This window comes from Corynebacterium sp. HMSC11D10, from assembly GCF_001806995.1.
In the GTDB taxonomy this organism is placed as follows: Bacteria; Actinomycetota; Actinomycetes; order Mycobacteriales; family Mycobacteriaceae; genus Corynebacterium; species Corynebacterium coyleae.
Genome location: NZ_KV787052.1, coordinates 104,624 through 118,374 on the forward strand (window position 1 = coordinate 104,624; position 13,751 = coordinate 118,374).

The 13,751-nt window shown below is 61.0% G+C and carries 12 protein-coding genes; 3 read left to right on the forward strand and 9 right to left on the reverse strand.

Annotated elements, in window-relative coordinates:
• Positions 1 to 60: 60 nt before the first annotated feature.
• The 5 genes from murI to clpS form a co-directional block, all read right to left on the reverse strand.
• Entirely contained in the window at positions 61 to 879 is an 819-nt protein-coding gene (gene murI / locus HMPREF3120_RS05510) for a glutamate racemase (RefSeq protein ID WP_070451231.1), read from the reverse strand.
• On the reverse strand, positions 876 to 1,538 hold the full coding sequence (locus tag HMPREF3120_RS05515) for a rhomboid family intramembrane serine protease (protein ID WP_070451271.1): 663 nt from the start codon (positions 1,536 to 1,538) through the stop codon (positions 876 to 878). The genes murI and HMPREF3120_RS05515 overlap by 4 nt, the downstream gene beginning before the upstream one ends.
• 216 nt (positions 1,539 to 1,754) lie before the next feature.
• Positions 1,755 to 2,714 carry a P1 family peptidase gene (locus HMPREF3120_RS05520; protein ID WP_070451234.1) on the reverse strand — a complete coding sequence of 320 codons (960 nt, stop codon included), beginning with the start codon at positions 2,712 to 2,714 and terminating at the stop codon, positions 1,755 to 1,757.
• Positions 2,715 to 2,723: 9 nt separating this feature from the next.
• Positions 2,724 to 3,263 carry a DUF2017 domain-containing protein gene (locus HMPREF3120_RS05525; protein WP_070422591.1) on the reverse strand — a complete coding sequence of 180 codons (540 nt, stop codon included), beginning with the start codon at positions 3,261 to 3,263 and terminating at the stop codon, positions 2,724 to 2,726.
• 9 nt (positions 3,264 to 3,272) lie between these two features.
• Positions 3,273 to 3,572 (reverse strand): ATP-dependent Clp protease adapter ClpS, encoded by a 300-nt coding sequence (gene clpS, locus HMPREF3120_RS05530; RefSeq protein ID WP_070422616.1) that lies wholly within the window; start codon positions 3,570 to 3,572, stop codon positions 3,273 to 3,275.
• Between the two features lie 94 nt (positions 3,573 to 3,666).
• Here clpS and HMPREF3120_RS05535 point away from each other — a divergent pair, with 94 nt between their 5' ends.
• Both HMPREF3120_RS05535 and HMPREF3120_RS05540 read left to right on the forward strand, forming a co-directional pair.
• Entirely contained in the window at positions 3,667 to 4,992 is a 1,326-nt protein-coding gene (locus HMPREF3120_RS05535) for a nicotinate phosphoribosyltransferase (protein ID WP_070422592.1), read from the forward strand.
• 3 nt (positions 4,993 to 4,995) lie between these two features.
• Positions 4,996 to 6,954, forward strand: coding sequence for an ATP-dependent DNA helicase (locus HMPREF3120_RS05540; protein WP_070451236.1), 1,959 nt, complete (start codon positions 4,996 to 4,998; stop codon positions 6,952 to 6,954).
• On the opposite strand, the gene HMPREF3120_RS05545 is transcribed toward HMPREF3120_RS05540, so the two are convergent.
• The 3 genes from HMPREF3120_RS05545 to nrdF form a co-directional block, all read right to left on the reverse strand.
• The gene (locus HMPREF3120_RS05545; RefSeq protein WP_070422594.1) at positions 6,944 to 7,669 is read right to left on the reverse strand and encodes a peptidyl-tRNA hydrolase; all 726 of its coding nucleotides are present in this window, start codon (positions 7,667 to 7,669) and stop codon (positions 6,944 to 6,946) included. The two genes, HMPREF3120_RS05540 and HMPREF3120_RS05545, sit on opposite strands and share 11 nt — an antisense overlap.
• Positions 7,670 to 7,760: 91 nt before the next feature.
• Positions 7,761 to 9,461, reverse strand: a complete 1,701-nt coding sequence (gene ctaD, locus HMPREF3120_RS05550) for an aa3-type cytochrome oxidase subunit I (protein WP_070422595.1) — start codon at positions 9,459 to 9,461, stop codon at positions 7,761 to 7,763.
• 228 nt (positions 9,462 to 9,689) lie between these two features.
• Positions 9,690 to 10,679 (reverse strand): class 1b ribonucleoside-diphosphate reductase subunit beta, encoded by a 990-nt coding sequence (gene nrdF, locus HMPREF3120_RS05555; RefSeq protein WP_186806827.1) that lies wholly within the window; start codon positions 10,677 to 10,679, stop codon positions 9,690 to 9,692.
• A 122-nt stretch (positions 10,680 to 10,801) separates the two neighbouring features.
• On the opposite strand from nrdF, the gene HMPREF3120_RS05560 reads away from it, so the two are divergent.
• Positions 10,802 to 11,518, forward strand: a complete 717-nt coding sequence (locus HMPREF3120_RS05560; RefSeq protein ID WP_070422597.1) for a FadR/GntR family transcriptional regulator — start codon at positions 10,802 to 10,804, stop codon at positions 11,516 to 11,518.
• A 56-nt stretch (positions 11,519 to 11,574) separates the two neighbouring features.
• On the opposite strand, the gene nrdE is transcribed toward HMPREF3120_RS05560, so the two are convergent.
• Complete coding sequence (gene nrdE, locus HMPREF3120_RS05565; RefSeq protein ID WP_083284793.1) at positions 11,575 to 13,740, reverse strand: class 1b ribonucleoside-diphosphate reductase subunit alpha; 2,166 nt, start codon at positions 13,738 to 13,740, stop codon at positions 11,575 to 11,577.
• Between the last annotated feature and the right edge of the window lie 11 nt (positions 13,741 to 13,751).

A 13,751-nucleotide genomic window follows, 5' to 3' on the forward strand; every position in this document is an offset into this window, starting at 1 on the left:
AACACTGTGCCATGAATGCGCCCTAATTTCACACTGGATCGCCGAAGCGCACGGCGAGTTTTACAGTCTGTTGCCCACCGCATGCACCTGAGGGCCGAGGAATCGGCGGGCGAGCTCATCGAATGTGCCAGGATCTCCGGTGGATTCGAAGATGCGGATTGGGGCGGTGGTGTCGTCGCTAAGCAAATCGCTCTCCGTGAGCACGCGCAACACATCCTTCGAGGTTTCCTCCGCTGAGGACACGAGCGTGACATCATCGCCAACGGCAAGCTGGATCACGCCGGAAAGCAGCGGATAGTGCGTACAGCCGAGCACAAGCGTGTCCACGCCTGCTTCGCGCAGCGGCTCCACATAGCCGCGGGCGACCTCGAGCACATGCTTGCCGGAGGTCACGCCCTGCTCCACGAGGGGGACGAAATCAGGGCAGGCAACAGCGGTGACATCCACATTCGGGTTGACCGCGAAGAAGTCCTGGTACGCACCAGAGGTGACGGTGCCTTCGGTGCCAATGACGCCGATCTTGTTGTTTCGGGTGGTCGCCATCGCACGGCGTACTGCAGGCTGGATCACTTCGAGGACAGGGATGTTGTAGCGCTCGCGGGCATCATGGAGAAACGCGGCGGTGGCGGTGTTACACGCAATGACAAGCATCTTGCAGCCACGTTCCACCAGATCGTCAGCAATGCGCTGCGAATGAGCGCGCACATCCGCGATCGGCTGCGGACCGTACGGGCTATTGGCGGTATCGCCGATATAAATCAAGGATTCGCCCGGCAACTGATCCATCACCGCACGCGCCACGGTCAGCCCGCCGACACCGGAGTCGAACAACCCAATCGGCGCGTTGTTACTTACCTGGTTGCTTACCTGGTTACTCACCTGCGCGCCTGCTTTTCCGCAGCCTTCGCCTGCTTCTTCGCATGCTTTTTCGCGGCGAGCTCCGGCGGATCGTCAGACGTGATGATCATGCCGGCGACAATGCCACCGATCGCGCCGAAGAGGTGCGCCTGCCAACTGACACCCTCAGTGCCCGGCAGCACACCCCAAATCAAACCGGAGTAGAAGAAGCCGAGGATTAAGCCGGTAAGAATCTGACCAATCGAGCGGTTGAAAAAGCCACGCACCAACAGGTACGCCAACCAGCCATACACCAGGCCGGATGCACCAATGTGGTTCGTGCCAATACCGCCGAACACCCAGGTGCCGAGTCCGCCGATGAGCAGAACGAACGTTGTCACCTCCCAAAACACGCGCTTGCCGGAGTAACCGATGAGGTAGGCAAACAGCGCACCCGGCAGCGAGTTGGAAATGATGTGTTCCAGATTCGCGTGCAGCAGCGGCGAGGTGAAAATCATCGGCAGACCGTTGATGTCCAGCGGGTGTATGCCAAAGCCCTGCAGCCACGGGAAGAAGAGCTGGAGAATAAACACAGCCCAAATCAGGGCCAGGAAGCCACCTGCAAAGCGCAGCCCGGATTTGCGCTGCTGCCTGCGTTTGAGCGACCTGCTCGCCGGGTAACCCTGTCCCTGCAACCCCATGCCCGGCTGGCCGTACGGCTGACGCTGGTTGGCATAGGGGTTGTGTGGCACACCCGGCGCAGGCATGCCGCCGAACGCGGGCGGTTGGGTCTCTGGGTGGGAGAACGGACGCTGGAACGGCTTGCCGTAGCCGGGCTGTTCGGTGCGTCCGTAGCCCCAGCCTTCAGGGGTGTGGTGGTTGTTATTGTTCATCGTGGTGCAGCTTAGCTGCCTGCGCTAGGCGCGTGCGATGTCGCGCCAGGCGGTGATACCAAAGTCACCGGTTGCGTTTACTACAGCGTCCACGATTGCAGCCTGCACTGCTTGGGCGCCGGCTTCTCCGATGCGTCCGAAAGCTTCAACATCGCTGACCGGCTGCGCACCAGGTTGAGCGGTGGACACTGCGAACAACGTGTCGCCGTCGAGTGGCGAGTGCGCGGGGCGAATGGCTCGCGCGATGCCGTCGTGTCCGGTCATTGCCACGCGCTTGAGTTGTGGCTTTGTGAGCGGCGCATTCGTGGCAATCACACCGATCGTGGTGTTCAGTTTCGGTGTGGGGCGCTCAAGCGCGTTAAACCGCTCCAGGTCCACCGCGGGTTTCGCGCCATCGCCGTAGAGGAGCCCGGTGTGCTTATCGACGACCATCCCAACCGGATTGGCAACCACATACGCCTCAACCGTGTAGCCGTCCGTGCTCATCGTGCTCACCGTGGCCTGGCCAAACCCACCCCGCAGCACGCCAGCGGTTGCGCCACAGCCAGCACCGACACTGCCGGTCGCTCCTGCACCACCGTCGAAGGTGGCGGTGATCGCGGCTGCACCATCGGCCGCAGTGGGGCGGTGTGCCGGGTCGCCGACGACAAGGTCGAAGATCACCGCCGCAGGCACGATCGGCACCCGGGGGCCCGGCATGTCTTCGCCGAACACCGGAAAGCCCCAACCGCGGCGTTCCAGCTCGGCCATCGCTCCATCGGCGGCAGCAAGCCCAAACGCAGACCCACCGCACAGCATGATCGCGTGGACGCGCTCAACCGTATTGTGCGGCTCGAGCAAGTCAGTCTCACGAGTACCAGGGCCACCGCCGCGCACGTCGACGGCGGCAACCATGCCCGCCTCGTGCGGTGCGAGGATCGCGGTCACGCCAGTGTCCGCGAGTGAGATGTGGCCGATGCGGGCCAAGGGGTCGTCGATACGCATGCGCTCGAGCTAGCCCATCAATGCGTCGAGCAAAGAATCCTGACAGTACGCGAGCCACTCCACGAGCATCGCGCGCTCCTGCTGAGCGCCCTCGCCACCCGAAGTGTCAGCGGAAATGTAGAGGCGCATGTCGTTGACCGCAGCGATGAACTTGTGCGCGTCTTCTTCCTCGATGGTGACCTCAACGCCACCAGTGGGGCCGAGCGCCTCGTTGACCACCTGCAGATTGATCAACTTCGCACGAATGATGTCGTTTTCATGCAAGCTGCGCAACAAACCGTTGTCGCCCTCGAACTCCTCGTCGCCCTCACGCTCAAAGTCGGGCAACAAACGAGCCAACTTCGGATCCTGTGGCGCCTCCGTGTGCCCGGTGGAAACCCCCATCATCTCCGCGAACTCATCCTTCGGAGCCGACTGCGCACGTGCAATCAACGCCTCCGACACCGTCGCCGTGAGATCCCCAATGACCTCACGCTCCATCGGATCAAACGTGGTCGTGTACTTCGGGGTTGAACGCATCAACCCCTTCTTCTTACGCCAAGGCTGCATTCGTCTCCCCTACCCTGCCTGCTGCATCGTCGCCCACAGACCGGCGGTATGCAGTTTCTTCACGTCGGTTTCTACCTTGTCCTTCTCGCCAGAAGAGACCACAGCCTTGCCCTCAGTGTGGACCTGCATCATCAGCTCCTGGGCGCGCTTGCGGTCGTAGCCCAGCACCGTCTGGAACACATAGGTGACATAACTCATCAGGTTCACCGGGTCGTCCCACACAATGCACAACCATGGCAGGTTCTCGCTCGTGGCCACCTCGACATCGACGGCCTCGTCGAGCTCCGGGGTAGCCATCGGCGAACTCATATGCGCCGGTTCGGCAGCGTTGCGAGCTGAAGCAAACATGTGAACCACCTTACCCCGTCGGACGGGAGGGGACGGGAGGGTACGCTTGCACACCATGAACCAACCGCTGCCCTCTACCGCGTTTTTAACCGACATGTACGAGCTCACCATGCTCGACGCCGCCATCCAAGATGGCACAGCCGAACGCGAGTGTGTTTTCGAAGTCTTTGGCCGCCGCATGCCCAACGAGCGCCGCTACGGCGTCGTCGCAGGTACCGCGCGTGCCCTCGACGCAATTACCCGCTTCCGCTTCACCGAAGAGCAGATCGCAACCGCCGATTTCCTTTCCGATGCAGCACGCGAATATCTCCGCAACTTCCGCTTCTCCGGCCAGGTGGACGGCTACCGGGAGGGCGATCTGTACTTCCCGTACTCCCCAATCATGACGGTGCGCGGCACGTTCGCCGAGTGCGTCATCTTGGAAACTGTCATCCTGTCCATCCTGAATGCCGACTCCGCGATTGCCTCCGCCGCGTCGCGTATGGTCTCCGCGGCAGACGGCCGGCCGATTATCGAGATGGGTTCGCGCCGTACCCACGAAGAGGCTGCCGTTTCGGCTGCACGTGCGACCTACATCGCGGGTTTTGACGCAACTTCCAACATGGAGGCGTCGCTACGCCACGGCATCCCGGCGTCCGGTACTGCCGCCCACTCGTGGACGCTGCTGCATGTCGACGAGAACGGCCAGCCCGATGAAAAGGCCGCCTTTGCCGGCCAGATTAAGTCCCTAGGTAAGGACACCACGCTGCTGGTGGATACCTTTGACATCACCAAGGGCGTGGACAACGCGCTCGAGGTTGCTGGCACCGAACTCGGCGCGGTGCGTATCGATTCTGGTGATCTCGGCATCGTCTCACGCCGCGTGCGCAAGCAACTCGACGAGGCAGGTGCGTTCAACACCAAGATCATCGTCTCCTCCGACTTGGATGAGTTCGCCATCGCAGGTCTGCGCGGCGACCCAGTCGATGGCTTCGGCGTCGGCACCTCTGTGGTGACAGGCTCCGGCGCGCCTACGGCTGGCCTGGTCTACAAGCTCGTCGAGGTCGAAGGCCACCCCGTGGCCAAGCGTTCTTCCGGCAAGGTCACCTACGGCGGCGGCAAGTCTGCGCTTCGCGCGTACCGCTCCTCCGGCGTTGCGGTGGGCGAGATTATCCACCCGATGGGCGCCGAAATCCCCCGCAAGCCGAACCTGGACTACCGCGAGCTGACCGTGCCGATGATCCGCGACGGTGAGGTCCTGGACAACCAGCCAAGCATCGAGGACAGCCGAAAGCTGCACGCCGAAGCACGCACCACCCTGCCCTGGGAGGGCCTCGCTCTGTCGCGCGGCGAGGTTGCCATCCCGACCCGTTTTATCGGGTTTCCGGAGCCCACCGAGTAGGCCGTGGCAGACGAACCGCTTTCGCACAGCACAGGTGAGTTGCTTTCGGCTGCCATCGAGTCGCTCGGCGGCTCGCGCCGGCCTGGCCAGGTCAAGATGGCCGACGCGGTCACTCGTGCGTTGGATTCCGAACGTCACCTTGCCGTTCAGGCAGGCACTGGTACGGGTAAGTCCCTGGCGTACCTGGTTCCTGCGCTCCGTTATGCACAGATGCACGACACAACCGTTGTGGTCTCCACTGCGACGATCGCGCTGCAGCGCCAACTGGTCGACCGTGACCTGCCGCGCCTTGCCGACGCGCTTGAGCCTCTCCTGCCCCAGCGACCAACCTTTGCCATCCAAAAGGGCCGTAACAACTACGTCTGTTTGCACAAGGTGCTTGCGGAGGACCCCAGCGACACCCTCATCGAGGAAGAGGATCTGACCTGGCTGGGCAAACACGTCAAGCGCGTCGCCGAGTGGGCACAGGACACCCCGACCGGTGACCGCGACGATCTGGTTCCTGGTGTGCCAGATCAGGCGTGGCGCCAAGTTTCGGTGACCTCCCGTGAGTGCTTGGGGGCGACGCGTTGTCCGCACGGCCAGGACTGCTTCGCGGAGATCGCCCGGGAGCGCACCAAGGACGTGGACATCGTGGTCACCAACCACGCACTACTGGCTATCGATGCCCTCGCCGATGTGGACGTGCTCCCCCAGCACGATGCTGTGATTATCGACGAGGCCCACGAACTCGACGGACGCATCACCTCGGTCGCTACCGCGGAGATTTCCGCACGCGCACTCGCCATGGCAGCTCGCCGTGCCGACAAGCTTGGCGCGAAACGCGAAACACTCGAGGACGTTATCGACGACTTCACTGCCGCCATCGACCTCGAAGCCCCCGGCCGGTGGGAAACCATTTCCGACCCGGCACGTGGTGGTTTTGTCGCTCTGCGCGACGCGTTGTGGAAGACCCGCCAGTCCATCGGCGAACCGCCCGAGGGTGAGGCCCAGAACGATCCGGAGAAGTTTGCGGAGCGTGGCAACCTGACCAACCACTTGGAGGATCTCCACGACGCGATCGTGCGCATCCTCGGTGTGTTCGACGAGCCGGATCCGGCCAAGCACACCGACGTTGTGTGGCTCACCCGCTCCGACCGCCACGGCGATTCCGTCTCCGTCGCGCCCCTGTCGGTCTCGGGGCTGCTCCACGAACGGCTTTTCGGGGAGCGCACCGTGGTGCTTACCTCTGCCACGTTGACGGTCGGCGGCAACTTCAACGCCATGGCCAGCGCCTGGGGCTTGCCGAAGGGCACCTGGGACTCGCTCGACGCTGGCACCCCGTTCGACCCCGCCAAGTCGGGCATCCTCTACACCGCGAAGCACCTGCCCACCCCGGGCCGCGATGGGCTTGCGAAGGAAACGCTCGATGAGATCGCGGACCTTATCACCGCCGCCGGTGGTCGCACCCTGGCACTGTTTTCTTCTCGACGAGCCGCCGAACAGGCCGCCGAAGCCATGCGGGCCCGCCTCCCCTTCGACATCTTGTTGCAGGGCGAGGACTCCACCGGTGTACTGGTTGATAGTTTTGCCAAGTCAGAGAACTCATGTCTGTTCGGCACACTGACGTTGTGGCAGGGCGTCGACGTTCCAGGGAGCTCGTGCTCGCTGGTCATCATCGATCGCATCCCCTTCCCCCGCCCCGACGATCCCCTGTTGCAGGCCCGAGCGAACGCCGCCGATGCCGCCGGCCGGTCGGGCTTCATGGAGGTCTCCGCCACCCACGCGGCGCTGCTCATGGCGCAAGGTGCCGGCCGCTTGCTGCGCTCCGTCAATGACCGCGGGGTCGTGGCAGTGCTGGACAATCGCTTAGTGACGAAGCGCTACGGCTCGTTTATCCGCCGCAGCCTCCCCGCCTTCTGGGATACCACCGACCCCGAGGTCGTTCGCGGCGCGTTGAAGAGGTTGGTGGCTAAGGGATAGCCACCACGGTGGTGGAACCGGGCGCGACCTCCGTGTAGCCCGCGTCTCGCACCGCGACCGCACCTGGCCGATCGCAGTACTCACGGAACTGATCAGCAGACACTTCACGCACGTTTAGCGGGAACCCCTGCTCGGCCCAGTCCAGCACCCACTCGAGGTCCTGCGCCGCAGCAAGCAACATTGAGGCGTGTCCTACCTGTGCGGCCGCCTTGCCCGCGGACATCGCAAGCGAACTGTCCACTGCGATCAACGGAGCACCCTCGACGAGCGGCAGGTCTTCGCCCTCCTCGAGTTCTGTGCCCTTGATCTGCAACTTGGCTATCGCATGTGGCACATCCCCTACAGCAGACGGAACAAACGCGCGTACCGATCCCACTGTCACCCCAGGTAACGCCTGCACGTCATCCCAAGCCTTGTTCCGTGCCCTCCGGGCAACCTTACGGATGCGGTGTGAATACCACTGCTCTACCCCGTCGCGCCAGAAGCCATCGATGCCCGCACGAGAGTCGAGGCATACGGCGACGACGGCGCGGGCGGCGCAAACAAGCACCGCGTTGCGGCTGGGCGGATCCTGCTTGGGCAGATTGATGGCGAGTTGCATCGCCTGCACTGTCGATGGGTCGTTTGGATCCTCGCTGCGTTGGCGGTAGTCATCTGCGACGCGTTCCCGCAGCAGCTCGTATGCGCTTGTGATTTCGGTTGTCTCGGCATTCATCCTGGTTCAGGGTAGTGGGCACAACAAAGCCCCCGCCGAAGCGGGGGCTGAGTTCAGGAGGCCAGTAGTCCGTTGCTACTTGGCTGGGGTGTTATGCCTCGCGGTGGCCAGTGTGGGCCTCACGACGCAGGGTCTCCACCATGTGCGGGTAGTGCAGCTCGAACGCAGGACGCTCGGAGCGGATACGCGGCAGGGAGGTGAAGTTATGGCGCGGCGGCGGGCAGGAGGTTGCCCACTCGAGGGAGTTGCCGTAGCCCCACGGATCGTCGACGGTGACGATCTCGCCGTAGCGCCAGGACTTGAACACGTTCCAGATGAACGGCAGGAAGCCGATACCCAGGATGAAGGAGCCAACAGTGGACACCTGGTTCAGGAGGGTGAAGCCATCGGTGTCGAGGTAGTCAGCGTAACGACGCGGCATACCCATGTTGCCCAGCCAGTGCTGAACCATGAAGGTCAGGTTGAAGCCGATAACAACGAGCCAGAAGTGAATCTTGCCCAGCTTCTCGTCCAGCATGCGGCCGGTCATCTTCGGGAACCAGAAGTACACGCCAGCGGTGGAAGCGAACACCACGGTACCAAACAGGGTGTAGTGGAAGTGCGCAACCACGAAGTAGGAGTCGTGCAGCTGGAAGTCCAACGGCGGAGCAGCCAGCATAATGCCGGTCAGACCACCGAAGAGGAAGGTGAACAGGAAGCCCGTTGCCCACAGCATCGGGGTCTCGAACGTCAGGTGACCGTTCCACATGGTGCCGAGCCAGTTGAAGAACTTCACACCGGTCGGAACCGAAATCAGGAAGGTCATGAACGAGAAGAACGGAAGCAGGACAGCGCCGGTGGCGAACATGTGGTGTGCCCACACAGCCATGGACAGACCTGCAATAGCCAGGGTTGCGAAGACCAGGCCGATGTAGCCGAAGATCGGCTTACGGGAGAACACCGGGACGATCTCGGACACCAGGCCGAAGAACGGCAGTGCGAGGACGTACACCTCAGGGTGGCCGAAGAACCAGAACAGGTGCTGCCACAGGATCGTGCCGCCGTTAGCGGTGTCGTAGATGTGGCCGCCGATGAGACGGTCGAAGAGCACACCCATTGCAGCTGCGGTCAGCAGCGGGAAGATCATCAGCGCGATGATCGAGGTAACAAACACCGTCCAGGTGAACACCGGCATACGGAACATGGTCATACCCGGCGCACGCATGGTCAGCACAGTGGTGAGCATGTTCACGGCGGAAGCAATGGTGCCCACACCGGTAGCGCCTACACCGACAATCCAGAGGTTGGCGGAAACGGACGGCGTGTGCGTTGCGTCAGCCAGCGGCATGTACATCGTCCAGCCGAAGTCAGCAGCGCCACCCGGGGTAACGAAGCCGGCCAGCATGGCGATAACACCAACGGTGGTGACCCAGAAGCCGAATGCGTTCAGACGCGGGAAGGCCACATCAGGGGCGCCGATCTGCAGCGGCAGAACGTAGTTAGCAAAACCCCAAACGATTGGGGTACCGAATGCCAGAAGCATCACGGTGCCGTGCATGGTGAACAGCTGGTTGAACTGCTCGTTGGACAGGAACTGCAGGCCTGGGCTGAAGAGCTCCAGACGAATCAGCAGGGCCATCAGGCCAGCCACGAAGAACCACACGAACGACATGATGATGTACATGATGCCGAGGTCTTTGTGGTCGGTCGTGATGAGTTGCTTATAAAATTGCGAACCCTTGCGGGCATGGCCCGTCGGCTCGGGGCGTGTCGGCGGGACGTGATTGTCCAGCCTAGGTGCCACAGCGGTCATTGAATCCTCCTGATTTCGACAACTGCACTTGACCCGAATTGCCTCGAATCACGCACAGCTGCCACGAGTGATACCGGATCAGCATAACGTTCTGCACACTGTTTTTCCAGCCTCTCCGAATACTGTTCCCCCTTGCGGGGTGAACCCATGCAGGCAACCCTGCTGCGTTGTCTGCAAATGGGAGACGCCTCGCCGGGTGGCGAGGCGTCGTCGACAAGCAAAGTGCGCCTAGAAGTCCCAGTCGTCGTCCTGGGTATCCTCCGCACGACCAATAACGTAGGAGGAACCCGAACCAGAGAAGAAGTCGTGGTTCTCATCGGCATTCGGCGACAGCGACGCCAGAATTGCCGGCGAAACCTTCGTCTCATCCGCCGGGAACAAACCCTCATAACCAAGGTTGTTCAGCGCCTTATTCGCGTTGTAGCGAAGGAAGCGCTTCACGTCCTCCGTCCAGCCGAGCGGGTCGTAAATATCCTCGGTGTACTGATTCTCATTCTCGTACAGGTCGTACAGCAGATCGAAGGCGTAATCCTTAAGCTCTTCCTTCCGCTCTTCGGACTCGTTGCGCACACCGAGCTGATACTTGTAGCCGATGTAGTAGCCGTGCACGGCCTCGTCGCGAATGATCAGACGGATAATGTCGGCCGTGTTGGTCAGCTTCGAGTGCACCGACCAGTTCAGCGGCAGGTAGAAGCCCGAGTAGAACAGGAACGATTCCAGCATCACGGAAGCAACCTTGCGCTTCAGCGGATCATCGCCCTCGTAGTAGGACAGGATGATCTTCGCCTTGCGCTGCAGGTACTCGTTTTCCTCAGACCAACGGAATGCCTCATTAATAGAAGGGGTATCCGCAAGCGTCATAAAAATGTTGGAGTAGGACTTCGCGTGCACCGACTCCATGAAGGCAATGTTGGTCAACACTGCCTCTTCGTGCATCGACGTAGCATCCGGAAGCAACGACACCGCACCAACCGTGCCCTGGATTGTGTCCAGGAGCGTCAGGCCGGTGAACACACGCATGGTCGCGGCCTTTTCATCCTCAGTCAGCGTGTTCCAGCTCGGAATGTCATTGGACACCGGAATCTTCTCCGGCAGCCAGAAATTACCCGTCAAGCGATCCCAAACCTCGAGATCCTTGTCGTCGGGCACATTGTTCCAGTTAATCGCCTTCACCGGTTTGGTGTGAGACTCAAGGTAACTCGCGTATTCGTCAGTCATGGCGACCATCCTACCCGAGACCCCCATAAGAGAAATCGGGCTTGAAATTGCATTGAATGAGCGTCTCAATGGCCTAAGATACTGACGAATTACACACAATTAGCTGCCTGAAGGAGGGCACTGTGACTTCGAGCGACAAGCGCTCACCCACGCAACCCCTACTCTCGTCCATCCTGGATGTGTTAGGGGAAGAGATCGTCTCGGGTGTCCAGCCGGAAGGCAACACGTTCACCCTTCATGATCTGTCCGAGCGTTTCGGTATCTCTCGCACGGTCGCGCGCGAGGCGATGCGTGCGCTTGAGCAGTTGGGGTTGGTGTCGTCGTCACGCCGCGTGGGCTTGAAGGTGCTCCCCCAGTCCGAGTGGAATGTGTTCGACCACCAAATCATTTCTTGGCGTTTGCGTAGCGACGAACAACGGCACGCCCAAATCACTTCCCTGCGCGAACTTCGCGACGCAATCGAGCCGTCCGCCGCGCGCCTCGCCGCGACGAATGCCACCCCTGCGGAAGCACGCGAGCTGTGCGCCCTCGCCGAGCGCATCGTGGAGCTCGCCGGTCAGGTCGCCGGTAACTCTGAGGAGTTCCAAGAGGCCGACGCCCGCTTCCACTCGTTGCTGCTTACCGCGTCACGCAACGAAATGTTTGTCCAGTTGACCCAGCCGATCATGGATGTGATGAAGGGGCGCTCCGAGTACGGCATCATGCCGGACGATCCGGAGATGAACACCATGAAGATTCACATCGAGCTCGCTGACGCGATCGCCAACAACGATCCGGATCGTGCAGAAGATGCTTCTCGACGACTCCTGCGCGGTGTCAACGAGTTCATGGAAATTTAACCCCCAGCTCCCGCCCTTTACGGGCGGGACCCCCTATCCCCCGAGCCCCCGCATGCTTAGAGCATGCAGGAGACGCAACCGTCGACCTCGGTGCCTTCCAACGCCATCTGACGCAGGCGGATGTAGTACAGGGTCTTAATGCCCTTGCGCCATGCGTAGATCTGTGCGCGGTTGATGTCGCGAGTGGTCACCGTGTCCTTGAAGAACAGGGTGAGCGACAGGCCCTGATCCACATACTTCGTGGCAACTGCATACGTATCGATGATCTTTTCGTAGCCGATCTCGTACGCGTCCTTGAAGTATTCGATGTTCTCGTTGTTCATGTGCGGCGCCGGGTAGTAGACGCGGCCGATCTTGCCTTCCTTACGGATCTCGATCTTGGATGCGATCGGGTGGATCGACGAGGTCGAGTTGTTGATGTAGGAAATCGAACCGGTCGGCGGCACAGCCTGCAGGTAACGGTTGTAGATGCCGTCACGCGCCACGTCGGCCTTGAGCTGCGCCCACTGCTCCGCCGTCGGCACAGCAATGTTGGACTTTTCAAACAGTGCCCTGACCTTGTCAGTCTTCGGTGCGAAATCAGCCGGATCGTAGCGGTCGAAGAACTCACCGGTTGCGTACTCGGACTTGTCAAAGTCCTTGAATGCGCTGCCCTTCTCCACTGCAATCTTGTGGGATGCGCGGATGCACTCGTACATCACCGCGGCAAAGTAGGCGTTGGTGAAGTCCAGGCCTTCCTCGGAGCCGTACTCAATGTGCTCGCGGCCGAGGTATCCGTGCAGGTTCATCTGCCCCAGACCAATGGCGTGGGAGGACTCGTTGCCGTCGCGCACCGGCGGCACCGACTCGATGGAGGTCTTGTCCGCCACGGCTGTCAGCGCACGGATTGCCGTTTCGACCGTGCGGCCGAAGTCCTCGGAATCCATCGCCATTGCGATATTCAGCGAGCCCAGGTTGCAGGAGATGTCGTGGCCGACTTCCGCGTAAGTCAGGTCCTCGTTCAGCACCGACGGAGAGTTAACCTGCAGGATCTCCGAGCACAGGTTGGACATGTTGATGCGGCCGGTCTTCACCGGGTTCGCACGGTTCGCGGTGTCTTCGTACATGATGTACGGGTAGCCGGACTCGAACTGGATCTCCGCCAAGGTCTGGAAGAAGTTACGAGCGTTGATCTTGGACTTGCGGATGCGCGGGTCCTCGACCATCTCTTCGTACTTCTCCGTCACAGAAATGTCTGCGAACGGCACGCCGTAGACGCGTTCGACGTCGTACGGGGAGAACAGGTACATATCGTCGTTACGCTTAGCCAGCTCGAAGGTGATGTCCGGAATGACAACACCCAACGACAGCGTCTTAATGCGGATCTTCTCGTCGGCGTTCTCACGCTTGGTGTCCAAGAACCGCATGATGTCCGGGTGGTGCGCGTTCAGATACACAGCACCTGCACCCTGGCGGGCACCGAGCTGGTTGGCGTAGGAGAATGCGTCCTCCAGAAGCTTCATCACAGGGATGACGCCGGAAGACTGGTTCTCAATGTGTTTAATCGGCGCACCGGACTCGCGAATGTTCGACAGCAGCAGCGCCACACCGCCGCCACGCTTGGACAGCTGCAGCGAGGAGTTGATGGCGCGGCCGATGGACTCCATGTTGTCCTCGATACGCAGCAGGAAGCAGGACACAAGTTCGCCGCGCTGTGCCTTACCTGCGTTGAGGAAGGTTGGGGTGGCGGGCTGGAAACGGCCGGTCATGATTTCGTCGACAAGCGCGAATGCAAGATCCTGGTTGCCATCGGCGAGGAACAGCGCCGTCATAGCCACGCGATCCTCGAAACGCTCCAGGTAGCGGCGGCCGTCAAAGGTCTTCAGCGTGTAGGAGGTGTAGTACTTGTACGCGCCGAGGAACGACTTGAAGCGGAACTTGTAAGAGTAGGCGCGCTTGAACGTGTCCTTAATAAACTCCCACGCGTACTTCTCAATCGTGTCCGGCTCGTAGTACTTGTTCGTAACCAGGTAATCGATCTTCTCTTCCAGATCGTGGAAGTAGACCGTGTTCTGGTTCACGTGCTGCAGGAAGAACTGGTTCGCAGCCTCACGGTCTTTATCAAACTGAATCTGACCGTTCTCGTCATAAAGATTCAGCAGCGCGTTCAACGCGTGGTAATCCAGCTGGTCCTTTTCATGAGCCGGCTCCGGGACATTCTTACCGAGGGGCAGAGTAGACACTTCGAGGCCTT